The organism is Streptomyces sp. NPDC040622 (genome assembly GCF_055593965.1).
This window is the reverse complement of record NZ_JBVIXD010000011.1, coordinates 251,617-273,949: the sequence shown is the minus strand read 5'-3', so window position 1 is coordinate 273,949 and position 22,333 is coordinate 251,617. Positions and strand designations below refer to the sequence as shown.

Annotated in this window: 21 protein-coding genes; 16 read left to right on the top strand and 5 right to left on the bottom strand. The window is 72.3% G+C overall.

Annotated features, from left to right (window positions below; all coding sequences use genetic code 11):
* The first annotated feature begins 170 nt into the window (after window positions 1-170).
* The 3 genes from ACZ592_RS31455 to pgfA all read left to right on the top strand — a co-directional run bounded on the left by ACZ592_RS31455 (window position 171) and on the right by pgfA (window position 3,292).
* Window positions 171-1,931 (top strand): lytic transglycosylase domain-containing protein, encoded by a 1,761-nt coding sequence (locus ACZ592_RS31455; RefSeq protein ID WP_471585064.1) that lies wholly within the window; start codon window positions 171-173, stop codon window positions 1,929-1,931.
* 172 nt (window positions 1,932-2,103) lie between these two features.
* Complete coding sequence (locus ACZ592_RS31450; RefSeq protein ID WP_365503548.1) at window positions 2,104-2,238, top strand: SPW_0924 family protein; 135 nt, start codon at window positions 2,104-2,106, stop codon at window positions 2,236-2,238.
* Between the two features lie 55 nt (window positions 2,239-2,293).
* Window positions 2,294-3,292, top strand: coding sequence for a cell envelope lipid trafficking protein PgfA (gene pgfA / locus ACZ592_RS31445; RefSeq protein WP_471585063.1), 999 nt, complete (start codon window positions 2,294-2,296; stop codon window positions 3,290-3,292).
* Window positions 3,293-3,306: 14 nt separating this feature from the next.
* Here the strand turns inward: pgfA and hrpB are convergent, their stop codons facing one another.
* Window positions 3,307-5,847, bottom strand: a complete 2,541-nt coding sequence (hrpB, locus tag ACZ592_RS31440; protein ID WP_471585062.1) for an ATP-dependent helicase HrpB — start codon at window positions 5,845-5,847, stop codon at window positions 3,307-3,309.
* 4 nt (window positions 5,848-5,851) lie between these two features.
* Window positions 5,852-6,673 carry a class I SAM-dependent methyltransferase gene (locus ACZ592_RS31435; RefSeq protein ID WP_471585061.1) on the bottom strand — a complete coding sequence of 274 codons (822 nt, stop codon included), beginning with the start codon at window positions 6,671-6,673 and terminating at the stop codon, window positions 5,852-5,854.
* 347 nt (window positions 6,674-7,020) lie between these two features.
* On the opposite strand from ACZ592_RS31435, the gene rpsA reads away from it, so the two are divergent.
* Window positions 7,021-8,538 (top strand): 30S ribosomal protein S1, encoded by a 1,518-nt coding sequence (rpsA, locus tag ACZ592_RS31430; protein WP_471585060.1) that lies wholly within the window; start codon window positions 7,021-7,023, stop codon window positions 8,536-8,538.
* A gap of 173 nt (window positions 8,539-8,711) precedes the next feature.
* Here rpsA and ACZ592_RS31425 read toward each other — a convergent pair whose 3' ends face one another.
* Window positions 8,712-9,683: a right-handed parallel beta-helix repeat-containing protein gene (locus tag ACZ592_RS31425; RefSeq protein ID WP_471585059.1), complete on the bottom strand. Its 972-nt coding sequence runs from the start codon at window positions 9,681-9,683 to the stop codon at window positions 8,712-8,714.
* A gap of 328 nt (window positions 9,684-10,011) precedes the next feature.
* Here ACZ592_RS31425 and ACZ592_RS31420 point away from each other — a divergent pair, with 328 nt between their 5' ends.
* From ACZ592_RS31420 to ACZ592_RS31405, 4 genes are all read left to right on the top strand, one after another.
* A complete protein-coding gene (locus ACZ592_RS31420) occupies window positions 10,012-10,950 on the top strand; it encodes a PAC2 family protein (protein WP_471585058.1) in 939 nt (312 codons plus the stop codon).
* A gap of 23 nt (window positions 10,951-10,973) precedes the next feature.
* Complete coding sequence (gene coaE / locus ACZ592_RS31415) at window positions 10,974-11,573, top strand: dephospho-CoA kinase (protein ID WP_471585057.1); 600 nt, start codon at window positions 10,974-10,976, stop codon at window positions 11,571-11,573.
* A gap of 133 nt (window positions 11,574-11,706) precedes the next feature.
* Window positions 11,707-12,090: a hypothetical protein gene (locus tag ACZ592_RS31410; RefSeq protein ID WP_471585056.1), complete on the top strand. Its 384-nt coding sequence runs from the start codon at window positions 11,707-11,709 to the stop codon at window positions 12,088-12,090.
* A gap of 131 nt (window positions 12,091-12,221) precedes the next feature.
* Window positions 12,222-12,605, top strand: coding sequence for a tetratricopeptide repeat protein (locus ACZ592_RS31405; RefSeq protein ID WP_471585055.1), 384 nt, complete (start codon window positions 12,222-12,224; stop codon window positions 12,603-12,605).
* Between the two features lie 87 nt (window positions 12,606-12,692).
* On the opposite strand, the gene ACZ592_RS31400 is transcribed toward ACZ592_RS31405, so the two are convergent.
* Window positions 12,693-12,953 (bottom strand): DUF6343 family protein, encoded by a 261-nt coding sequence (locus ACZ592_RS31400; RefSeq protein ID WP_471585115.1) that lies wholly within the window; start codon window positions 12,951-12,953, stop codon window positions 12,693-12,695.
* A 127-nt stretch (window positions 12,954-13,080) separates the two neighbouring features.
* Between ACZ592_RS31400 and ACZ592_RS31395 the strand changes: the two genes are divergently transcribed.
* The 3 genes from ACZ592_RS31395 to ACZ592_RS31385 all read left to right on the top strand — a co-directional run bounded on the left by ACZ592_RS31395 (window position 13,081) and on the right by ACZ592_RS31385 (window position 15,440).
* Window positions 13,081-14,058, top strand: a complete 978-nt coding sequence (locus ACZ592_RS31395) for an acyltransferase domain-containing protein (RefSeq protein WP_471585114.1) — start codon at window positions 13,081-13,083, stop codon at window positions 14,056-14,058.
* Window positions 14,051-14,743, top strand: a complete 693-nt coding sequence (locus ACZ592_RS31390) for a class I SAM-dependent methyltransferase (protein ID WP_471585113.1) — start codon at window positions 14,051-14,053, stop codon at window positions 14,741-14,743. The genes ACZ592_RS31395 and ACZ592_RS31390 overlap by 8 nt, the downstream gene beginning before the upstream one ends.
* Before the next feature lie 214 nt (window positions 14,744-14,957).
* Window positions 14,958-15,440 (top strand): DoxX family protein, encoded by a 483-nt coding sequence (locus tag ACZ592_RS31385; RefSeq protein ID WP_471585054.1) that lies wholly within the window; start codon window positions 14,958-14,960, stop codon window positions 15,438-15,440.
* 153 nt (window positions 15,441-15,593) lie between these two features.
* On the opposite strand, the gene ACZ592_RS31380 is transcribed toward ACZ592_RS31385, so the two are convergent.
* Window positions 15,594-16,193: an RNA-binding S4 domain-containing protein gene (locus tag ACZ592_RS31380; RefSeq protein WP_471585053.1), complete on the bottom strand. Its 600-nt coding sequence runs from the start codon at window positions 16,191-16,193 to the stop codon at window positions 15,594-15,596.
* A gap of 151 nt (window positions 16,194-16,344) precedes the next feature.
* Here ACZ592_RS31380 and ACZ592_RS31375 point away from each other — a divergent pair, with 151 nt between their 5' ends.
* From ACZ592_RS31375 to pip, 5 genes are all read left to right on the top strand, one after another.
* Complete coding sequence (locus ACZ592_RS31375; RefSeq protein ID WP_471585052.1) at window positions 16,345-17,721, top strand: M20/M25/M40 family metallo-hydrolase; 1,377 nt, start codon at window positions 16,345-16,347, stop codon at window positions 17,719-17,721.
* Window positions 17,722-17,738: 17 nt separating this feature from the next.
* Entirely contained in the window at window positions 17,739-19,277 is a 1,539-nt protein-coding gene (locus ACZ592_RS31370) for a YfcC family protein (RefSeq protein WP_471585112.1), read from the top strand.
* 74 nt (window positions 19,278-19,351) lie between these two features.
* Entirely contained in the window at window positions 19,352-20,098 is a 747-nt protein-coding gene (locus ACZ592_RS31365) for a uracil-DNA glycosylase (protein WP_471585051.1), read from the top strand.
* A 66-nt stretch (window positions 20,099-20,164) separates the two neighbouring features.
* Window positions 20,165-21,301 carry an MFS transporter gene (locus ACZ592_RS31360; protein WP_471585111.1) on the top strand — a complete coding sequence of 379 codons (1,137 nt, stop codon included), beginning with the start codon at window positions 20,165-20,167 and terminating at the stop codon, window positions 21,299-21,301.
* A gap of 72 nt (window positions 21,302-21,373) precedes the next feature.
* Window positions 21,374-22,327 carry a prolyl aminopeptidase gene (pip, locus tag ACZ592_RS31355; RefSeq protein ID WP_471585050.1) on the top strand — a complete coding sequence of 318 codons (954 nt, stop codon included), beginning with the start codon at window positions 21,374-21,376 and terminating at the stop codon, window positions 22,325-22,327.
* The last annotated feature ends 6 nt before the right edge of the window (window positions 22,328-22,333 follow it).

Sequence of the window (22,333 nt, the reverse complement as noted above, 5' to 3'; positions counted from 1 at the left end):
GGTAAATAACGGGCGCGAACGGGTGTCTGGGCGCGGGAAGTTGTCGTAGTGTCGCCTGGGTCGACCCACTGGGAGTACGTGAGTACGAAGACGAGCGTGTACGTGGAGAATGAGCGTGCACGGGGGTGGGGGCGACGCGCAACAGTCGTCAAGGGGAGGGGTGGCTCGGCATGGCGCCGGTATTCGGCAGGCGGCTGCGCAGAGGAACGGTGACGGCCGCGGTGGCCGCGGCGGCGGTGGCCGCGCTGGCCGCGTCGCAGGCTCCGGGGGCGACGCTCCCGCGCGACGAAACCGCGGCGGGTGCGTCGGACACGACACCGCCACCGGGCGACTCCGCGACCGGTGACTCCCCGTACTTCACCGACCTGCCGCCCCTGCAGAGCCCCGTCCCGCCGACCGGCGCCCCGCCGAACGGCGGCGACAAGGAAGCCGAGGCGGGCCTGCCGGCCACCGTCCTGGACGCGTACAAGAAGGCCGAGTCCGCGCTCAGCACCGACAAGCCCGGCTGCAACCTGCCCTGGCAGTTGCTCGCGGCCATCGGCAAGGTCGAGTCGGGCCAGGCCCGCGGCGGCCGCGTCGATGCGAACGGCACGACGCTCAAGCCGATCCTGGGCCCCGTCCTGAACGGCGACGGCTTCGCGAAGATCACGGACACCGACAAGGGCGCGTACGACGGCGACTCGACGCACGACCGCGCGGTCGGCCCCATGCAGTTCATCCCGTCGACCTGGGCCACCTGGGGTCAGGACGGCAACAACGACGGCCAGAAGGACCCGAACAACATCTACGACGCGGCGCTCGCCGCGGGCCGTTACCTGTGCGCCAACGACCGGGACCTGTCCGTCGAGGCCGACCTGCACAAGGCGATCCTGAGCTACAACCGCTCGACGGAGTACCTGAACACGGTCCTGTCGTGGCTGGAGTACTACCGCAAGGGCACCCACGAGATCCCCGACGGCAAGGGCGTCCTGCCGGACGACCGCAGCGACACCCGCTACCCGTCCGTCAGCCCGAGCCCGACGTCGCCCGGCTCGTTCTCGCCGAAGCCCCCCACGTACGAGAAGCCCAAGAACCCCGGCTCCTCGACGCCCGGCAACGGCGGCGGCACCGGATCCAAGCCGCCGAACGGCGGCGGTTCCCACACCCCCGACCCGACCCCGTCGCCCGCCGACCGTGTCGCGCGCCTGGAGAAGGCCGGGACCGGCAAGCTCACGGCGACGGCGGGCGAGGCCTTCGCCGGGCGCGCCACGGTGCGCGCGGAGTCCACGTCGGGTGCCGCGGTGGCCAAGGCCCAGGTGAAGTTCACGATCGTCGGTGACACGGACGCCCGTTTCGACGGCGGCTTCAAGAGCGCCACGCTCCACACGGGTGCCAACGGCAAGGTCACCGCGCCGGTGCTCGAAGCGGGCGAGAAGACGGGCGGGTTCACCGTGCGGGCCACGGTCGTGGGCCGCACGCTGCCCGGCGCCGACTTCACCGCGGAGGTCACCGCCCGCCAGGCCGACGCACTCGCAAGGACCGGCGACAAGGCGCTGGTGTGCGAGCCGGGCAAGGAGTTCGCCGACCAGGTCGAGGTCAAGGCGACCTACCGGGGCAGGGCCGCCGCCGGTGTCGCGGCCACCGCCACGATGATCAAGTCGGCGACGGACGCGACCGCCAACGACAAGGGCCCCTACTTCAAGGGCGCGGACGGCAAGCCGGTCCGTACCCTCAAGGGCCTCAAGACCGGCGCGAACGGCGTGCTGAAGCTCCCGAAGATGTACGCGGACGACGCGGCGGGCACGTACCTCCTGCGCGTCGTCACGGTCGGCGGGGGCACGGTGACCGTGGAGCTGAAGGTGACCGCGCCGGAGCCCGACGCGACGCCTTCGCCCTCGGCCTCTTCGAGCGCCTCCCCGAGTGCGTCCGCGAGCGCTTCGCCGAGCGCCTGATCCGGGCGGCCGCCCGGCCGCCGCACCGCTCCTCGTGACCGCCCCTCCGCCACCCACGGCGGAGGGGCGGTCCGTGTTTGTGCAACGTGTTCTCATCTCGCCCTTCCGTTGCTACGGTGCCCGGCCTGACGACCTATCAGTTCCGGCCGTACGCCGAATCGGGAGGCCCCGCATGCGTGCCCTCATCGCCGCCGCCACCGGCCTCGCCGTCGCCTTCGCCCTGGTCCTCACGATCACGGCGATCGGCGCCCCACCGGGCGAGACGTCGCCCGAGCCGCTCCTCACCACGGTCCCCGAGCACCCGTAGACACCCAGGCACCCACAGACGCCCAAGCACCCACAGACGTAGGGAGGGTCGCGCGATGCGCCGCAAGGCCAGCCTCGTACTGCTCGCCTTCGCCGTGTTCTTCACGGCCATGTCCCCGCTCATGCGCTGGTACGCCTTCCCCCGGCTCGCGAAGATCCCGCCGAGCCAATACCAGGAAGCGGTCCTCGAGGCGGACGACCCGACCCTCATCGACTACGGCTCCATGAAGGCCAAGAAGATCGACAAGGTCACCATCGTGCAGACCCTCAAGGGCAACGTGGAGGCCTCCGAGAAGATCGAGAAGAGCGCGGACCGCGACGTCGTGGTCTGGGACGCCCTGTCGTACGTCCAGGACGACAAGGGCAAGATGGTCTCCAAGATCCCCGAGCGCTACATCTTCGACGCGCACAGCCAGGAGCCGGTGCACGCCACGGGCGAGGCCGTCGACGGCGACCCGGTCAAGCGCCAGGGCATCGAGTTCAAGTGGCCCTTCCTGACCGAGAAGCGGGACTACGAGTACTTCGACGCGCAGGCCCGCATCACCCGCCCCATCCACTACAAGGGCACCCAGAACTTCCGGGGCGTGAAGGTCTACTACTTCGAGCAGACCATCCCCTGGACCAAGGTCCCCTTCCCCAAGACGATGCCCGTCAAGGGCATCACCCCGGAATCCCTCGCCAAGACCGGCACCACCCGCTGGTACACCACCGTCCGTAAGTTCTGGGTCGATCCGACCACCGGGGCGCCCGTCTACGGCGAGGAGATCCAGAACAACGAGCTGCGCGGCGGCACCCTCCTCGGCGGCCGCGACAAGGTCACGGTCTTCGCCGGGCACGTGAAGATGCGCGAGGACTACATCCAGGACACCGTCGACCTGGTCAAGTCCCAGCGCGTCCTGGTCCTCCTGCTCACCTCGTACCTCCCCTGGGGCTTCCTGACCCTCGGCGTGCTCCTGCTCGCCCTCTCCCTCTGGCTGGAGGCCCGCAGCCGCAGGCCGGGCGACCCGGCACCGACGGCGGAGAACGACCCGGAACCCGAGCCGGTCAACGCCTAGGTCCGCCCGGGGCCCTACGCCCCGGGGCTCCGCCCGGCCTGCCGGGCCTTGGTGAACCGGGTCGGCTCGGCCGTCGCCGGATCCTCGGGCCACGGATGCTTGGGATAGCGGCCGCGCAGGTCGGCGCGGACCGCGCGGTAGCCGGTCTGCCAGAAGGAGGCGAGATCGGCGGTGACCGCGGCGGGGCGGCCCGCGGGGGACAGCAGGTGGACGACGACGGGTACGGTGCCGTCCGCGACGCGCGGGGTCCGCGCGAGCCCGAACATCTCCTGCACCTTCACGGCGAGCACCGGCTGCCCGGGATCGGAGTAGTCGAGCCGGATCCTGGACCCGCTCGGCACCTCCAGGCGCTCCGGGGCGAGTTCGTCGAGGCGGGCGGCCTCACCCGTCGCCCACGGCAGGAGCCGCCCGAGCGCCTGCCCCGCGTCGATCCTCGCCAGGTCGGCCCGGCGCCCGGCCCGCGACAGCTCGGGCTCCAGCCACTCGTCCACGCGCGCGTGGAGCGCCTCCTCCGACACGTCGGGCCAGGGCGCCCCGAGGTGCCGGTGCAGGAACGCCAGGCGCTCCCGCAGCTCCCGCGCGCCCCGCGACCAGTTCAGGAGCCCGGTGCCCTCCTCGCGCAGGCCCGTCAGGAGCGCCTCCCGCACCAGAGCCGGAGCGGGGCTCTTCAGGGGGCGTACGGCCAGTTCCACGGCCCCGAGCCGTTCCACGTGCCGCGCCACGAGCTCACCGCCCGCCCAGGCCACCTCGTCGCCCTCGCGGTGCAGCGGTGCCGCCGCCTCCCGTGCCACGTCCTCGTCGACGTGCCCGGCCAGCTGCACGCGCGCGTGCCCCGCGCCCACCGGCCGGTCCGCCACCGCCACGGCCAGCCACCGCGCCCCGGAGAGCGCGGATCCCTGGCGGACCTCCGCGCGGGTCCCGCCGGCCATGAGGTACGTCCCGCCGCCCACGTCCCGCGCCACCCGCTCGGGGAACGCCAGCGCGGCCACGAGCCCGGCGACGTACTCGTCGCCCGGCCCGGCGCCCGCCCCGGCCTCCGATCCGGGCGCCGACGAGGCGAGGCGCCCGGCCTCGGTGCGCCAGCGCGCCGCGTACGCGTCCCCGCCCCGCCGCGCCGTGCGCCAGGCGCCCGCGAGGTCGTCGCCGTAGTCACGGGGCGGCTCCTCGCTCAGCAGGGCCACCGCCTCGGCCGCCCGACGGGCCCCCACGCGCGGGGCCGCGTCCAACAGGGCCCGTGCCAGGCGGGGATGCAGCCCCACCCGGGACATCCGCGTCCCCCGCTCCGTGGCCCGCCCGGTGTCCGCCGCCACCGCCCCGACCGCCACCAGGACGTCCCGCGCCGCCGCCATCGCGCCCCGCGGCGGGGGATCCAGGAGCGCGAGCCCCGAGGCGTCGGGATCGCCCCAGCAGGCCGCCTGCAGCGCGAACGCGGCGAGGTCGGCCACCTTGATCTCGGGAGCGGGGAAACGCGGCAGCCGCCCGTCCTCCGCCTCGGCCCAGCACCGGTACACGGCACCCGGCGCCTCACGCCCGGCACGCCCCGCCCGCTGGCGTCCCGCCGCCTGCGAGGCCCGCACGGTCGTCAGCGCGCTGAGCCCGCGCGCGTGGTCGACCCGGGGCTCACGCGCGAGGCCCGCGTCCACGACGACCCGCACCCCCGGCACCGTCAGGGACGACTCCGCCACCGCCGTGGCGAGCACCACCCGCCGCCGCGGCGACGCGGTCAGCACCGCGTCCTGCACCGCCGCGGGGGCCCGCCCGTGGACCTGCAGCACCTCCACGTCACCGAGGCCCGTCAGCTGCCCGGCCACCCGCGCGATCTCGCCGACCCCGGGCAGGAAACACAGCACGTCCCCGCCCCGCTCGGCCAGCGCCCGCCGCACCACCGACGCCACATGGGTCAGCAGCGCCGGATCCACCCGCATCCCGTGCGGCGGCCGCACCGCGCGCGGGGGCGGCGCCCACACCACGTCCACGGGGTGCGCGATGCCGTGCGCCCGGACCACGGGCGCGTCCCCGAGGATCCGGGCCCAGCCCTCGGCGTCGGTCGTCGCGGACGCCGCGACCAGCCGCAGCTCGGGACGGAGCGCGGCCCGCACGTCCATGAGGAAGGCGGCGACGGTGTCCGCGTCCAGGTGCCGCTCGTGGCACTCGTCGAGGATGACGACGTCGACGCCGGTCAGCTCCTGGTCGCGCTGCAGCCGCTGCAGCAGGACGCCCGTCGTGACGACCTCCACGCGCGTGCGTGGCCCCACCGCACGCTCGCCGCGCACCGTGTATCCGACGCTCTCGCCCACCTTCTCGCCGAGCAGCCACGCCATCCGCCGCGCGGCGGCCCGTGCGGCGATCCGCCGCGGCTCGGCGACGACCACCCGGCGCGCGGCCCCGGCCGCCCCGTCGAGGAAGCCCGCGAGCGCCAGCGGCACCAGCGTCGTCTTGCCCGTCCCGGGCGGGGCACACAGCACCGCGCTGCCCGGCCCCTCCAGAGCGGTGCGGAGGGCGGGCAGCGCGTCGCGTACGGGGAGGTCCAGGGCGTCGTTACGGAGACCGGTCACGTACTCAGTCTCGTACGCACACGTAGATGGCCGTCCCCGGGATCAGGTTTCCGCGCAGCGGGGACCAGCCGCCCCACTCCTGGGTGTTCCAGGCGGGCCATTCCGGCTCCACGATGTCGACGAGCCGCAGGCCCCCGGCCACGATGTCCCGCACCCGGTCGCCGATCGTCCTGTGGTGCTCCACGTAGACGGCGTTGCCCTCGTCGTCCTGCTCCACATAAGGAGTGCGGTCGAAGTAGGAGGCCGATACGGACAGGCCCTCCGGACCCGGCTCGTCGGGGAAGGCCCAGCGGACCGGGTGCGTCGCGGAGAAGACGAAGCGGCCGCCGGGCCGCAGTACGCGCCGCACCTCTTTGAGAACGAGCACGGGGTCGGCCACGAAAGGCATCACGCCGTAGGCGGAGCAGACGAGGTCGAAGGAGCCGTCCTTGAAGGGCAGCACGCCCGCGTCGGCCTGCACCAGGGGAACGTTCCCGCCGATCCGCAGCGCGTGCTGGAGCTGGCGGTGCGAGAGGTCGAGGGCGACGGGGCGCGCGCCCTGGGCGAGCAGCCAGCGCGAGCACTGCGCGGCACCGGCCCCGATCTCCAGGATGTCCTTGTCCTTGAGATCCTCCGGCGGACCCAGCAGTTCCGCCTCGACCTCGTCGAGCCCCTCGGGGCCCCACACGAAGCGGTCGTCCCCGAGGAACGTGCCGTGCTCGATCTGGTACTCGTCGGCGTTCCGGTCCCACCAGCCGCGGTTGGCGCGGCTGCTCTCGGTGACGTCGGCATCACGCCTGGTGGCCTCGGGCTCGGGCAGCTCGGACTCTTGGATGATCGGCTCCATCGTCGTACTCTTCCGTCGAATCCCGTCGTGAGGGGGCGCGATGCGGCCCGTGTGGCCTCATGCGACAGGTTTTGTGCCGGGTATGCGGCGATCCGCCCCGGGTGTGCGCCTTCGCGCATTGACCCTGCCCGGCAGCCCCCGTATGCTACAAGTTGCGCTGCGAGCCTGCGCTCCTCAGACATAGCAGGCTGCGCTCGCGTCTGTTGTATGTCCCCTCGGTTGTCGAGGCGCGTTCCGGTTTTTCGGGAGTCGCGCTTCCTAGGCTGTCCGGCTTCTGCAGAGTGCGAAATCGGCTCCGGCGTTGCAGTACCTACGACTTCAATGTCCGTACCGGAGCCCTTACCCACATGACGAGCAGCACCGAGACCACCGCCACCACCCCGCAGGTAGCGGTCAACGACATCGGTAACGAGGAAGCCTTCCTCGCCGCGATCGACGAGACGATCAAGTACTTCAACGACGGCGACATCGTCGACGGCGTCATCGTGAAGGTCGACCGGGACGAGGTCCTGCTCGACATCGGTTACAAGACCGAAGGCGTCATCCCGAGCCGCGAGCTCTCCATCAAGCACGACGTCGACCCGAACGAGGTCGTCGCCGTCGGTGACGAGATCGAGGCCCTGGTTCTCCAGAAGGAGGACAAGGAAGGCCGTCTGATCCTGTCCAAGAAGCGCGCTCAGTACGAGCGTGCCTGGGGCACGATCGAGAAGATCAAGGAAGAAGACGGCATCGTCACCGGTACCGTCATCGAGGTCGTCAAGGGTGGTCTCATCCTCGACATCGGCCTCCGTGGCTTCCTGCCGGCTTCCCTCGTCGAGATGCGCCGCGTCCGCGACCTCCAGCCCTACGTGGGCAAGGAGCTCGAGGCCAAGATCATCGAGCTGGACAAGAACCGCAACAACGTGGTCCTGTCCCGCCGTGCCTGGCTCGAGCAGACCCAGAGCGAGGTCCGCCAGACCTTCCTCACGACCCTGCAGAAGGGTCAGGTCCGCTCCGGCGTCGTTTCCTCGATCGTCAACTTCGGTGCGTTCGTGGACCTCGGCGGCGTCGACGGTCTCGTGCACGTGTCCGAGCTCTCCTGGAAGCACATCGACCACCCCTCCGAGGTTGTCGAGGTCGGCCAGGAAGTCACCGTCGAGGTTCTCGACGTGGACATGGACCGCGAGCGCGTGTCCCTGTCGCTCAAGGCGACGCAGGAAGACCCGTGGCAGCAGTTCGCCCGCACGCACCAGATCGGGCAGGTCGTCCCCGGCAAGGTCACCAAGCTCGTTCCGTTCGGTGCGTTCGTGCGCGTCGACGAGGGCATCGAGGGCCTGGTCCACATCTCCGAGCTGGCCGAGCGCCACGTGGAGATCCCGGAGCAGGTCGTCCAGGTCAACGACGAGATCTTCGTCAAGGTCATCGACATCGACCTCGAGCGTCGCCGGATCTCGCTGTCGCTGAAGCAGGCCAACGAGTCCTTCGGCGCCGACCCGTCGGCCGTCGAGTTCGACCCGACCCTGTACGGCATGGCCGCGTCCTACGACGACCAGGGCAACTACATCTACCCCGAGGGCTTCGACCCCGAGACGAACGACTGGCTCGAGGGCTTCGAGACCCAGCGTGAGGCTTGGGAGGGCCAGTACGCCGAGGCGCAGACGCGCTTCGAGCAGCACCAGGCTCAGGTCATCAAGTCCCGCGAGGCCGACGCCCAGGCCGAGGCCGAGGGTGCCGCGGCTCCCGGTGGCGCGGCTCCGGCCGCCGGCTCCGGCGGCGGTGGCGGCGGCGGTTCGTACTCCTCGGAGTCGGACGACAACTCCGGCGCCCTGGCGTCGGACGAGGCGCTTGCCGCGCTGCGCGAGAAGCTCGCCGGCGGCCAGAGCTGAGGCTCGCCTCTAGGCGGTTGTAGCTGAACAAGGTTGCGGGCCCGCACCTCTTCGGAGGTGCGGGCCCGCTTCTTGTTTCCGGCGCGCCCCGCTTCTGTTTCGGGTGCGGGGCCGTGGGGGCTGGTCGCGCGGTTCCCCGCGCCCCTGAGAGGGCCCCAGCCGGGCCCCTCCCATTACGGGGTGATCGTTATGTTGGTCAGGCCCTTGCCGCCCGTTGCCGTGTTGCTCGCGTAGACCGTCGTCCTGCAGCTTCCGCTGTGGTTCGTCACGTTGATCGCCAGTTGGCTGTCGCCCGTCGCGCCCGTCAGGGTCGACCTGTTGCCGCGGAAGACCGTGCCGCAGCCCCAGCCGGACTGCTGGGAGTGGGTCTCGTAGCCGTTGTTCGTGGTGTTCTTGCCGGTGTTGTTCTCGATGACGTAGTTGTTGCCCTTCACGTCGATCCACGAGTCGTCGTAGTTGTTGCCGGTCAGGCCCTTGCCGTCGAAGGTGTTGCCCGAGACCTCGCCGCCCGTGGTGCCCTCCTTGAGGTCGATCGCCTCGCCGCCGACGTCCGGGCCGATGGTGTTGCCGGTGATCGTCACGTTGTCGCTCTTGTCGGAGAGCGTGTTGGCGCTGCCCACGTAGACCCCCTCGCCCATGCCGCGGTCGTCGTTCCCGGTGTCGTAGATCCGCGAGTTCTTGATCGTGCCGTCGCTGCTCGACTGCCGGAAGTGGACGCCCTCCATGTCGAGGCCGTGGACCGTGACGGTGTCCACGACGACGCCCCTCGCGGAGTCGATCATGATGCCCTTCTGGCCGCCGGTGACGGTGACGCCCCGCACCGTCCAGTACGCGGCGCCGTTCAGGTGCAGGCCGTAGCCGCCGCCCGCCGTGAGCACCGCCTTCGACGAACCGGTCAGCGTGATGCGGGAGTTCGCGCTCGCCGCCACGGAGGTCTTGAAGTTCCCGGAGTACGTTCCGTCGGCGAGGTGGATCGTGTCGCCGGGGGAGACGGCTGTCAGCGCCGACTTCAGTTCGGCGGCCGTGGAGACCTCGATGGTCCGCGCCGGCGCCGGGGCGGCAATCGCGGTGGCGGCCACGGCCAGGCCTCCGGAGGCGGCCGTCGCGGCGATCAGGGCGGTCAGCAGGGTACGTCGGGTGCGCATGGGGGTGGCCTTCCCGTCGGTTCACAGGGTGGAGGTGAGGGGAGGGGTGCGGCCCGTATTCACGTAGCGAAGTTCTCGTACATGAACTACGGGTGTGCACATGAACGTAGGGGTGGGGCATGTTCGCGTCAAGGTCTGGACCGGGTTGGGCCGGTTCGTGCTGTTGGCGGGGTGCTGTACGGGACCGGTGCCGACAACTCGGCGCCCCTGTAAGGGCGTTCACGAGTACGAACACGGCTGTTTCCGGTGGCGGCGCGGTGCGCGTGGCCGGGAATGCACGTGCTTCCGCGCGTGTTCTTCCCTACGAACACGAGGAGGAGCGGTCACAGTGCTTGATCCGCAGGGTTTGTACGCATGGGAGCCGAAGGGCCTCGCCGTCGTCGACATGGCGCTCGCCCAGGAATCGGCCGGACTGGTCATGCTCTACCACTTCGACGGATACATCGACGCGGGCGAAACCGGCGACCAGATCGTCGAGCGGCTCACGGACGGCCTTCCCGGGCAGGTGGTGGCGAGGTTCGACCACGACCGGCTCGTCGACTACCGCGCCCGCCGCCCGCTGCTCACCTTCCGGCGCGACCGATGGAGCGACTACGAGGTGCCGACGCTCGACGTCCGCCTCGTCCAGGACGCCACCGGTGCGCCCTTCCTGCTGCTCTCCGGGCCCGAGCCCGACATCGAGTGGGAGCGCTTCGCGCAGGCCGTCCAGCAGATCGTGGAGCGGCTCGGCGTGCGCCTGTCCGTGAACTTCCACGGCATCCCCATGGGCGTCCCGCACACCCGCCCCGTGGGCCTCACCCCGCACGGCAACCGCACCGACCTGATCCCGGGCCACCGCAGCCCCTTCGACGAGGCGCAGGTGCCGGGCAGCGCGGCCTCCCTGGTGGAGTACCGCCTCCTGGAGGCAGGCCACGACGTCCTCGGCGTCGCGGCGCACGTGCCGCACTACATCGCGCGCTCCGCGTACCCGGACGCGGCCCTGACCGTCCTGGAGGCCATCACCGCCGCGACCGGCCTGGTGCTGCCCGCCATCGCGCACGGACTGCGCACCGAGGCACACCGCACCCAGACCGAGATCGACCGGCAGATCCAGGAGGGCGACGAGGAGCTCGTGGCCCTCGTCCAAGGACTTGAGCACCAGTACGACGCGGCGGCGGGCTCCCAGGAGCGCGGCAACATGCTCGCCGAGCCCATGGACATCCCGTCCGCCGACGAGATCGGCCTTGAATTCGAACGCTTCCTTGCCGAGCGGGAAGGCGACGCGTAACGCCAGGGCCTAAGCTGCCGGTCATGCTGAAGGTGGGCCTGACCGGCGGAATCGGCGCCGGCAAGAGTGAAGTCTCGCGGCGGTTCGCCGCGTCCGGTGCCGTCCTGATCGACGCGGACAAGATCGCGCGTGAGGTGGTGGCGCCCGGAACTCCCGGTCTGGAGGCCGTGATCGAGGCCTTCGGGCGGGAGGTCATCGCCCCGGACGGCTCCCTGGACCGGCCGAAGCTGGGGGCGGTCGTCTTCGCCGACCCCGAGAAGCTGGCCGTCCTCAACTCGATCGTGCATCCGCTCGTGGGCGCGCGCTCCGCCGAACTCGAACAGGCCGCGTCCGGCGACGCGGTGGTCGTCCACGACGTGCCGCTGCTCGCCGAGAACGGCCTCGCACCGCTCTACGACCTCGTGGTCGTCGTCGACGCGAGCCCCGGGACCCAACTCGACCGCCTGGTGCGCCTGCGCGGCATGAGCGAGGAGGATGCCCGCGCGCGGATGGCCGCGCAGGCGACCCGCGAGAAGCGCCTGGAGATCGCGGACATCGTGATCGACAACGACGGCCCGCTGGAGGGGCTCGCGGAACGGGTCGCCGCGGTCTGGGCCGACCTCGAACGCCGGGCGCGCGGCTAGCCGGCGAAGGGCATCCAGTCGGCCGGGAGCGCGGCCGGGAGCGCGGCCGGGAGTGCCGCGGGAAGGTGGCCCCAGGCGCAGGGCGCGTCTTTGGGGAGAGGCCGGGACGGGCGTCCCGGGAAGGGCGGAGGCAGTGGTCGTACTGGCGGCGTTCACGGCTCTGGGGGGCCTGGTCGCGGCCCTGGCCGGTGCGTACGGCCTGCGGCAGACCCGGCGGATCACCGCTGCGGGAGCGATCGCGCAGGCCCTGGTCAAGGCGGCCCCGCCGGGGGCCGAGCGGCCCACGCTGCAGTTCGAGACGGGCGACGGCCGGGTCGTCGAGGTCGTGTCGCCCGTCCCGCCCACCCGGCGCAGGCCGCTCGCCCCGGGGGACGTGGTCGGCATCGCGTACGACACCGGGGATCCGCGCGAGACCGTGCTGCTCGGCGGCGAGCGCACCGGCCTCGACCGGACGTTCGTCGGCGCGGGCGCGGCCCTCGTGGTGCTCGGGACCGTCCTGGCCCTCGCCGCGCGCTGAGCCCATCACGCGCGCGTGGCGGCGCGGTGCGCGGAATGGGCGGACCGGGACAGGCGGGCCGGAACGGGTGGGCCGGAATAGGCGGGGGTACAGCGGGCGTTGAACGCGGGGAGCGAGGGAAGGAGTCCGGCGTGCCCGAGAACAGTCCGGAGACCCATGTCATCGATTTCCGTGCGGCGGAGCAGCTCCTTGCCGCGCGGGATCCGCGCGGAGCGGTGAAGCTGCTCGATACCGTCATCGACGCCCACCCCGAGAACACGGCCGCCCGGCTGCTGAGGGCCCGCGCCTTCTTCGCAGCCGCGCAACTGCGCGCCGCCGAGCTGGAGTTCAGCACCGTCCTGGAGCGGGAGCCGGACAACGCCTTCGCGCACTTCGCGCTCGCCCGCACCTACGAGCGCGCCGCACGGCCCGAGCGGGCGCGGCGCCACTTCCGCCTCGCCGCGGCCCTGGACCCGCAGCCTGAGTACCTGGCGGCGGCCCGCTTCGACGCGCCGCGGCCGGACGCCGAGAGCTAGCCGAGCGGCGACAGCCGGCCGGACGGCGAGAGCCCGTCTGGCGGTGAGAGCCGGTCAAACGGCGGGAGTCGGCCGGGGCGCGGTCCGCTAGGGGGCGTCCGGCGGCTCGTACGGCGGGATGTCCCGGCCCGGCTGGTAGTGCGGGCCCTGCCGCATGCGGTGCACCACCCACGCCAGGTCGGCGGCGACCACCAGCGCCAGCACCCCGCACGCCAGCGCCCACCCGGCCCGCCCGGCGAACGCGAAGGCGACGGTGCCGAAGACAGCCCAGACCAGGCCCCATACGCTGAACCAGAAGCGCATCCGGAGGGGACTGCGTGCGGTCAGCGGCTCACTGCCTGTGCGCATCATCAGAGGTCATCTCCTGCCTTCAGGATAAAGAGGTGTGGACGTGCTGGCAGCGCTCAGGGCGGACGACAGGCTCGCCGCGTGGCTCGGCGAGCTGGCGGCGGCCGGGGAGCCGCGGGCCGCGGCGGTGCTCCCGGACGCCGACGGACTGCCGGAGGTGCTGCTCGACCTCGCCGTACCGCACGAGGACATCAACGCCCTCGTGGCGCTGCGCGGCCGGCTCTGGGCGGACCCGGAGGCGCGGTGGCTGCTCGACCGCTGTGTGGACGCCCTCGTGCGCGACATGGGGACGGTCCGCGGCGGTCACCTCCCGGTGCTGCCGGAGGCGTGGGGGGAGCTCGGGCGCTGCTTCTACGTGTACGTGTTCGTGGCGGCGCTGGAGCACGTCCGGGCCCACCACCGCGACCGGGGCATCCCCGAGGACGTCTCGCGCCGCACCCTCGCCGACCTCGGACGCCACCTGGCGGTGCACCGCAGGGCGCGCGGCACCCGCGGCCTCCTCGCACCGGGGTGGATCGCCCTGCACTTCCGGGGCGAGCTCTACCAGTTGGGGCGGCTGCAGTTCCAGCGTGCCGTGCTGGGGGCGCGGATGGGTGGCGCGACGGCCGCCGCCGGGCACGCGGCGGGCCCGGGCGACCCCTGTCTGAACATCCACATCAGCGACTTCCGCGGAGCGCTGACACCAAAGGCATGCGACCGTTCGACGGCTCTGGCGCGGGAGTTCTTCGCGCGGCACTTCCCCGAGGAACGATATGAGACAGCCGTCTGCCACTCCTGGCTCCTCGACCCGCAGCTGAAGCGCTATCTGCCCGCGGACTCGAACATCGTCCGCTTCCAGGAGCGATTCCGCCCGGCCGACGGATACGCGGACGAGCCGGACGACCACGGACCCGTCGCGTTCGTCTTCGGCGACGGAGACCTCCCCGTGGCCGAACTTCCCAGGCGGACAGGGGTGGAGAGGGCCGTGGGCGACCATCTGCGGGCGGGCGGCCACTGGTATGGCGGACATGGCTGGTTCCCGCTGCGGGCGGCGGGCGCGGCGCCGGAGCCGGGAACGGCACCGGGAGGTGCTTCGTTGGCGGGGCATGAGCGTGGAGATGCGTGAGGGATACGAGGGAACGGGACCCGGGGCGATCACGCCGGACGGCTGCGCGGTCGAGCTGTACGCGCGCCTGTCCGTGGGGGAGGAGCCCGACGTCATCGAGAGCGCCGTGCCCGCCGGGGCGCACATCCTGGAACTGGGCAGCGGCGCGGGCCGGGTGACGCGCCCCCTCCTGGAGCGGGGCTTCCGCGTGACGGCCGTGGACGAGTCCGCCGAGATGCTGGAGAAGGTCGCCGAGCTCCCCGGCGGGGTGCGCACGGTGCGGAGCCCGATCGAGCAGCTCGACCTGGACGAGAAGTTCTCCGTGGTGATGCTCGCGTCGTTCCTCGTGCACAACGGCGACGACGCGGTGCGGCGCGGCATGCTGCGCGCCTGCCGCAAGCACGTCACGGACCAGGGCTGCGTACTGATCCAGCGGGAGGGCGAGGACTACCACACGAACCTGCCGAGGGAGCGGGTCGACCCGGGGGGCTACACGGTCCGGATCGTCTCGGCGACGCCGGTCGGCGACGGAGTGAACGAGGTCCACGCGGAGTACGTCTTCCCCGACGCCGTATGGACCCAGACGTTCCGCGCCCGGCCGCTCACCCGGGACCAGTTCGAGGAGGCCCTCGCGGAGGCCGGACTCAAGGTCGACAAGTACCTGACGGACGACGGGATCTGGGTACGGGCCGTTCCGGTGGGCTGAGGTCGGGGCAGAGCGGGGCAGGGCAGGGCAGAGATGGGCACGGTGAGGGTGACAGCGTTCGGGTGAAGTCTGGCGTCTGAAGCTGACGTCTGAAGCTGACGTCTGAAGCTGAGGTCTGAAGTCGTCGCGCGGAGCGATGAGTTCTGCGTGGACGGCCGGTCTCCATGGGGACAGCACAACAGCCCGACGGGCCCCGTTCACCGAGGAGACCACGATGACCACCACCAGCCCCGCCGCCTCCGCTCCCACCTCGATCGCTTCCACCTCGATCACTCCCGCCGCGACCGTTCCCACCGGGGTCACCACCCGCACCGCCGGGGGCCGGGGCGTCCGCGTCACCCTGCGCGTCCTGCAGGTGCTGCTCGGCGTGTTCTTCGCCGCGGCGAGTGGCGCACCCAAACTGATCGCCCACCCGACCGCCGTCGAGTCCTTCGACAGGCTCGGGTGGGGAGCGCCCGGGATGTACACCATCGGGGCGTTGGAACTGCTGGGCGGGGTCGCGTTGTTGATCCCGCTGCTCTCGTCCGTCGCCGCCACGGCGTTCATCGGGCTGATGGCCGGCGCGTTCATCGTCAGCGTCACCGCGCTCGGAGGTGAGAACGCTGCCACGCCGCTGGTCCTGATCCTGCCGCTCGCGTGGATCGCGTGGGCCGGGCGCGACGAGACGACGAAGCTGATCGGCCGCCTGCGGCGGTGAGGCGCGGCCGTCGATGTCGTACCGCACCACATCGCATGCCGCCGCACCGCACCGCTGAGAAGCTTCTGCAACACGCCTTGATCCAGGGCGTGTTGCAGAGGCGTTTCCGTGCACGGGGGACCCCGGCGCCGCGCCGGCCGGACCGGTGAGGGACTAACCCTCCCCTCCCCGGAGCCGTTCCATCTCCCGGCGGTCGCGCTTGGTGGGGCGGCCGGTGCCCCGGTCGCGGATGCCCGCGGGGGCGACCGCTTCGCGCGGCGGGGGCGGCGGCGAGTTGTCGACGTAGCACTCCACGGCGACCGGTGCGCCGACGCGCTTGCGGATGAGCCGCTTCACGATCACGATCCGCTCCCGGCCGCCGGCCTGCCGCACCCGCACCTCGTCGCCCACGTGCACGCCGTACGAAGGCTTGACGCGTTCGCCGTTGACCCGGACGTGACCGCCCTTGCAGGCCGCGGCACCGGCCGAGCGGGTCTTGGTCAGCCGCACGGACCAGATCCAGCTGTCGACACGCACCGTGCCCCCGGCCGCGGAGTCCCCGCCCGCCGGACTCCCGCCCGTCGTGCCCTTGACCGTCGGACCGGCGCCCGTCGAGTCAGCACCCGTCGAGTCAGCACCCGTCGAGCCCGGGGCCGCCGTCTCCTCGACCGCCGCGCCCTCGCCCGCAACGCCCTCGCTCACCACGTTCCCACCCGCCGGACCGCTGCCCCGCACGCGGCCCGTTCCGCCGCCCCCTGAAGTCTCCGAAGCCATGTGTCGACCTTAGTCCGGGTTCCGTGCGGCCTGCCCGCCTCCCGGCGAGCCGTCCGGAAACCGCTGACCTCGGACGCCGATAATTCGGACTCATCACAACAAAACGGTCCGGATGTGAGGACATGACACGCGACTCCCAGGAGTGCTGCCCATGACGTCTTTCGAAGCCACCGTCGACGGTCTGATGGGCGGGCTCCGCGCCGACCTGGAACGGCTCGCCGCGATCCCCTCGATCTCCTTTCCCGGGTTCCCCGCGGAGCCGGTGCACGAGGCCCACGACCTGTTGGCCGGGCTGTTGCGCGACGCGGGGGTCCCGCACGTCGAGCGGCTCGACCTGCCGGACACCGCCCCCGTGATCTACGGCGAGATCCCGCCCCCGTCCCCGGACGCGCCGACCGTCCTGCTCTACGGCCACTACGACGTGCAGCCGCCCGGCGACGAGTCGCTCTGGAAGTCCCCGCCCTTCGAGCCGACGCCGGTCGAGGGCGGCCTGCGCGCCCGGGGCATCGCGGACGACAAGTCCAATGTCATCGCGCACCTGGGGATGCTGCGGGCGTACGAGGGGCGGCCGCCGGTCGGCGTCAAGATCGTCATCGAGGGGCAGGAGGAGTACGGCAGCGCCTTCGACGACTACCCGCCCACCGACCCGGCGCGGTTCGCCTGTGACGCCATGGTCATCGCCGACCTGGGCAACCTCCGTCCCGGCACCCCCACCCTCACCACCGGCCTGCGCGGCGCGTCCGAGGTGACCGTCGAGGTCCGCACGCTGGACGAGCCGCGCCACAGCGGCGAGTTCGGCGGGGCCGCGCCCGACGCGCTGCTCGTCCTGCTGAAGGCACTCGGCACGCTGCACGACGTCCACGGGGATGTCGCCGTCGAGGGGCTGCGGCGCGAGGAGTGGGAGGGGACCTCGTACACGGAGGAGGAGTTCCGCTCGCTGGCGGGTGTGCGGGACGAGGTGCCGCTCGTCGGCAGCGGCAGCCTCGGGGAGCGGCTGTGGAGCGGTCCCGCGATCACCGTCATCGGCCTGGACGCGCCGAGCGTGGAGCACGCCGCGTCCGCCGTGGTGCCGTACGCGAGAGCCAAGCTGAACCTCCGCTTCCATCCGCGGCAGGACGCGAGGGAGGCACAGGGCCGGCTCGTCGAGCACCTGCGGTCGCTGCGGCCCTTCGGGGTTCCGCTCACGGTCACGCCCGGTGACACCGGGCCCGGTTACGAGGCCGCGACCGGCGGGCCCGCCTACCGTGCCGCGCTCGCCGCGCTGCGCGAAGGCTGGGGGCAGGACGCCTCGTACGTGGCGACCGGCGGGTCGATTCCGCTGGTCAACGGGTTGGCGAAGGCGGCGCCCGGTGCCGAGGTGCTGCTCTTCGGGGCGCAGGACAGCATGTGCAACCTGCACGCGCCGAACGAGCGCGTCCTCTTCTCGGAGCTGCGCAACACCGTCGTCGCCCTGTGCGCCTTCGTACGGGAGTACGCCACCGACTTCGACCGGTCGGCCGCCGAGGGGTCCCGGGGTGGTGCCGCGTGAGTACGACGGAGACGCCCGTGGGCGGCGACCCGGCCGAGAGCCCGTCCGGAGGGTCAGGGAAGCCGGGGAAGCGGAAGTTCACCTTTCCCAGTGCCCTGACCGTCCTGGCGATCGTCACCGTCGCCGTCTGGCTGCTCGCCTTCCTCGTGCCGTCGGGGCAGTACGACCGCAACGGCTCAGGCGCCCCCGTCGAGGGCACCTACCACCGCGTCGACTCCGGGCAGTCCTTCGTCGACCGCCTCAACGACCTCTTCCTCTCGCCCGTCAACGGGCTCTACGGCATCCAGGACGAGAAGACCTCGCTGGTCGCGCCCGACAACGCCGGCTCGCTGTACGGCAGTGCGGGCGTCTTCCTCTTCGTCCTCGCCATCGGCGCCTTCATCACCGTCGTCTTCGCCACCGGCGCGCTGGACCGGGGCATCGGGCGGCTCGCGCACCGGCTGCGCGAGCGCGGCGCACTGCTCATCGCCGGTGTCATGGTCGTCTTCTCCGTGCTCGGCACGGTCGAGGGCTTCGCCGAGGAGACGCTCGGCTTCTACGGCCTGATCGTGCCGCTGATGCTCGCCCTCGGCTACGACCGCATGACCGCCGTCGGCGCGATCATCCTCGGCGCGGGCGTCGGCGTGCTCTGCTCGACCGTGAACCCCTTCGCGACGGGCGTCGCCTCGTCCGCCGCCGACATCTCGCTCGGCGACGGCATCGTGCTCCGCTTCGCCATGTGGATCGTCCTGACCGGCGTCACGGTCGCGTACGTCATCCGCTACGCCAAGCGGGTCCGGCGCGACCCCGAGCGCTCCCTGTCCGGCTTCCTGCCGGGCGACCGGGACCACGAGCGGTCCGCCGGGGGCGCCGAGGAGGTGCCCGAGCTGACCGGGCTGCACAAGGCGGTGCTCGTCGCCACGGCCCTGGTCTTCGCCTTCATGATCTTCTCGGTGGTGCCCTGGTCGAGCGCGCTCACGGGCAAGGCGGACGCCAAGCCGTACGGCTTCGAACTGGGCTGGTCCTTCCCGCAGCTGGCCGCGCTCTTCCTGTGCGCGGCGGTCCTGATCGGGCTCGTCGCGCGGATGGGGGAGCAGAAGCTCAGCTCGACGATCATCCAGGGCGCGGCCGACTTCGTCTCGCCCGCGCTGGTCATCCTGCTGGCCCGCGGCGTCACGACGATCATGAACAACTCGAAGATCACGGACACCGTGCTCCACTCCATCGAGGGGATCGTGAAGGGGACCTCCTCCGGGCTCTTCGCGGTGATCGTCTTCATCGTGAACCTGCCGCTCGCCTTCCTGATCCCCTCCACCTCGGGCCACGCCACGCTCGCCATGCCGATCCTCGCGCCGCTCGCCGACTTCGCCGGCGTCTCGCGCGCGGTCGTCGTCACGGCCTGGCAGGCGGCCAGCGGCTGGATGAACCTGTGGGTGCCGACGACGGCCGTGACCATCGGCGGCGTGGCGCTCGCGAAGGTCGGCTACGACAAGTACCTGCGGTTCGTGTGGCCGCTGCTGGCCATCCTGTTCGCGCTGATCTGCGCCTTCGTGGCCCTGGGCGCCGCGGTGACCTGAGCGCGGTGCGGCCTGAACGCCGTGCCGTCCTGGGCGCCGTGCCGCGCCGAGCGGCCTGAGCCTACGGTGGAGGCATGGACGGCCTGAGCGCACTGGACCGACGGATCACCGAATGCCGTGCCTGCCCCCGTCTCGTCGACTGGCGCGAAGAGGTCGCGCGCACCAAGCGCGCGGCCTTCGCCGACCAGGAGTACTGGGGCAGGCCGGTCCCCGGCTTCGGACCGCACGACGCGGCGCTCCTGATCGTCGGCCTCGCGCCCGCCGCGCACGGCGCCAACCGCACCGGCCGGATGTTCACGGGCGACCGCTCCGGCGAGGTCCTCTACCGGGCGCTGTACGACGTCGGCCTCGCCTCGCGCCCCACCGCCGAGAGCGCCGACGACGGCCTGACCCTGTACGGCACCCGCATCACCTCGCCCGTGCACTGCGCGCCGCCCGCCAACAAGCCGACCCCCGCGGAACGTGACACCTGCCGCCCCTGGCTCGTGGACGAGCTGCGGCTGCTCGCCCCGCGGCTCGGTGCCGTGGTCGTCCTCGGCGCCTTCGGCTGGCAGGCCGCGCTGCCGGTGTTCGCGGCGGCGGGCTGGACGGTGCCAAGGCCCCGGCCCGCGTTCGGGCACGGGGCGCGCGTGACGCTGGCGGGCGGTCCGCACGGGCGGCCGCTTGACCTCTTCGGCTGCTTCCACGTCAGCCAGCGCAACACGTTCACCGGACGGCTGACGCCCGCGATGCTGCGGGACGTGCTGCGGGAGGCCGCCACGGCGGCGGGGCTGCGCCCGGATGGCCCATCAGCGCGGGCCGTGCCGCCCGCCGATTCCTAGCGTGAGGGGGTGGACGAGACTCAGGCAGCAGCCAAGCCCTCCGGGGCCGCCTACCGCAACCTGGCCATGGCGACCCTCGGCTTCACCCTCACGTTCTGGGCCTGGGACCTGGTCGCCCCGCTCGGCAGCGACTTCAAGGACCGGCTCGGACTGAGCTCGTTCGAACAGTCGCTGCTGGTCGCCGTGCCCGTGATCGTGGGCTCGCTGGGCCGCGTCCCGGTCGGCGCGCTCACCGACCGCTACGGCGCGCGGCGGATGTTCCCGCTGATCTCGGCGCTCACGATCATCCCGGTGCTGCTGATCATCCCGGCGAGGCACAGCTTCGGTGCCATGCTCGCCGTCGGATTCCTGCTGGGGCTCGGCGGGACGACGTTCGCCATCGGCATCCCGCTGGTGAACTCCTGGTTCCCGCCCGCCCGCAGGGGCTTCGCGCTCGGCGTCTTCGGCATGGGCATGGGCGGTGTGGCGCTCTCCGGCTACTTCACCCCGCGCATCGCCAAGCACGGCGAGAACCTGCCGTTCGTCGTGGTCGCCGTCGCGCTCGCCGCCTACGCGGTGCTCGCCGCGCTCCTCATCACCGACCGCCCCGACCGTCCGGTGCCCACCAGCTCCCTCACCACCCGGCTCGGCGACGCCGGGCGGCTGCGGGTCACCTGGGAGCTGTCCGCGCTGTACGCGATCGGCTTCGGCGGGATCGTCGCCTTCGGCGTGTACCTGCCCACGTACCTGAAGACCTGGTACGACCTGTCGCCGACCGACGCCGGCACCAAGGCAGCCGGATTCGCCCTGGTCACGGTCGTCTTCCGGCCCATCGGCGGCTGGCTCTCCGACCGGATCCACCCGGCCACGGTCACCTCGGCCGCCCTCGCGGTGGTCGCCCTCTTCGCCGTCATGCAGGCCTTCGACCCGAAGCTGAACCCGATGGGCACGGTCTGCTTCCTGCTCATGGCGGCCGGCCTCGGCACCGCGAGCGGCAGCGTCTTCGCCCTGGTCTCCCAGGTCACGCCGCAGCGGCAGGTCGGCTCCGTCACGGGCATCGTGGGCGCGGTCGGCGGCCTCGGCGGCTTCGTCCCGCCGCTGGTCATGGGGGCGATCTACAGCGCGAAGGACTCGTACTCCATCGGCTTCATGCTCCTCTCCGACCTGGCGCTCGCGGGCTGCGTGTACGCGTACGGGCGGATGCGGAACGCCGGCGCGCAGTAGCCGGAGCGCGGCGGGCGGGCCGTCGGGAAAACCCGCGGGACCCGCCGTCCGGGCCGGGGTTAGGGTCGCCCGATGGGCCTCTATCCGGACATCGAACCCTACGACCACGGCATGCTCGACGTCGGCGACGGCAACCGCGTGTACTGGGAGACCTGCGGCAATCCGCTCGGTAAGCCGGCGGTGGTGCTGCACGGCGGGCCGGGGTCCGGCTGCACGCCCTTCTTCCGCCGCTGCTTCGACCCCGACGCGTACCGGATCGTCCTGCTCGACCAGCGCGGCGCGGGCCGTTCCACGCCGCCCGCGAGCGACCCGGCGACCGACATGGGCGTCAACACCGCGAGGCACCTGCTCGCCGACCTGGAACTGCTCCGGCGCCACCTGGGCATCGGGCGGTGGCTGGTGTGGGGCGTCTCGTTCGGGTCGGTCCTCGGCCTGCGCTACGCCCAGACGCATCCCGACCGGGTCTCGGAGCTGGTCCTGACGGGGCTCGCCACGGGCAGCCGCGCCGAGGTGGACCTGCTGACCCGGGGGCTCGGGCGGATCTTCCCCGAGGCGTGGGAGGCGTTCCGCGCCGGGGTGCCCGAGGGGGAGCGGGACGGGGATCTCGCCGCGGCCTACAACCGGCTCCTGGAGTCGCCGGACGCCGAGGTCCGTGCGCGCGCCGCGCGGGCCTGGACGGACTGGGAGACGGCGTGCGTACCGGCGCCGCCGAGGTCCGTGCCGCGCTACGAGGACGCGGCGTTCCGGGCCGGTTTCGCGCGGACCGTCACGCACTACTTCGCCCACGACCACTGGCTGGGCGGCGACGAGGTGGTCCTGCGGGACGCGGATTCCCTCCGGGGGATTCCGGGGGTGCTGGTGCAGGGGAGCCTGGACTTCGGCAACCTCCTCGGCATCCCGTGGCGGCTCCACCGGGCGTGGCCCGACAGCGAGCTCGTCCTCGTCCAGGACGCGGGGCACAACGCGGGGGCGCGCGGGATCGCGGAGGAACTGGCGGCGGCGACGGACCGCTACCGGCCCGCCTGACGTCTC

Coding starts and splice junctions, on each gene's coding strand:
- ACZ592_RS31455 (WP_471585064.1), top strand. CDS start 171: ATGGCGCCGGTATTCGGCAGGCGGCTGCGCAGAGGAACGGTGACGGCC.
- ACZ592_RS31450 (WP_365503548.1), top strand. CDS start 2,104: ATGCGTGCCCTCATCGCCGCCGCCACCGGCCTCGCCGTCGCCTTCGCC.
- pgfA (WP_471585063.1), top strand. CDS start 2,294: ATGCGCCGCAAGGCCAGCCTCGTACTGCTCGCCTTCGCCGTGTTCTTC.
- ACZ592_RS31435 (WP_471585061.1), bottom strand. CDS start 6,673: ATGGAGCCGATCATCCAAGAGTCCGAGCTGCCCGAGCCCGAGGCCACC.
- rpsA (WP_471585060.1), top strand. CDS start 7,021: ATGACGAGCAGCACCGAGACCACCGCCACCACCCCGCAGGTAGCGGTC.
- ACZ592_RS31425 (WP_471585059.1), bottom strand. CDS start 9,683: ATGCGCACCCGACGTACCCTGCTGACCGCCCTGATCGCCGCGACGGCC.
- coaE (WP_471585057.1), top strand. CDS start 10,974: ATGCTGAAGGTGGGCCTGACCGGCGGAATCGGCGCCGGCAAGAGTGAA.
- ACZ592_RS31400 (WP_471585115.1), bottom strand. CDS start 12,953: ATGCGCACAGGCAGTGAGCCGCTGACCGCACGCAGTCCCCTCCGGATG.
- ACZ592_RS31390 (WP_471585113.1), top strand. CDS start 14,051: ATGCGTGAGGGATACGAGGGAACGGGACCCGGGGCGATCACGCCGGAC.
- ACZ592_RS31385 (WP_471585054.1), top strand. CDS start 14,958: ATGACCACCACCAGCCCCGCCGCCTCCGCTCCCACCTCGATCGCTTCC.
- ACZ592_RS31380 (WP_471585053.1), bottom strand. CDS start 16,193: ATGGCTTCGGAGACTTCAGGGGGCGGCGGAACGGGCCGCGTGCGGGGC.
- ACZ592_RS31375 (WP_471585052.1), top strand. CDS start 16,345: ATGACGTCTTTCGAAGCCACCGTCGACGGTCTGATGGGCGGGCTCCGC.
- ACZ592_RS31365 (WP_471585051.1), top strand. CDS start 19,352: ATGGACGGCCTGAGCGCACTGGACCGACGGATCACCGAATGCCGTGCC.
- ACZ592_RS31360 (WP_471585111.1), top strand. CDS start 20,165: ATGGCGACCCTCGGCTTCACCCTCACGTTCTGGGCCTGGGACCTGGTC.
- pip (WP_471585050.1), top strand. CDS start 21,374: ATGGGCCTCTATCCGGACATCGAACCCTACGACCACGGCATGCTCGAC.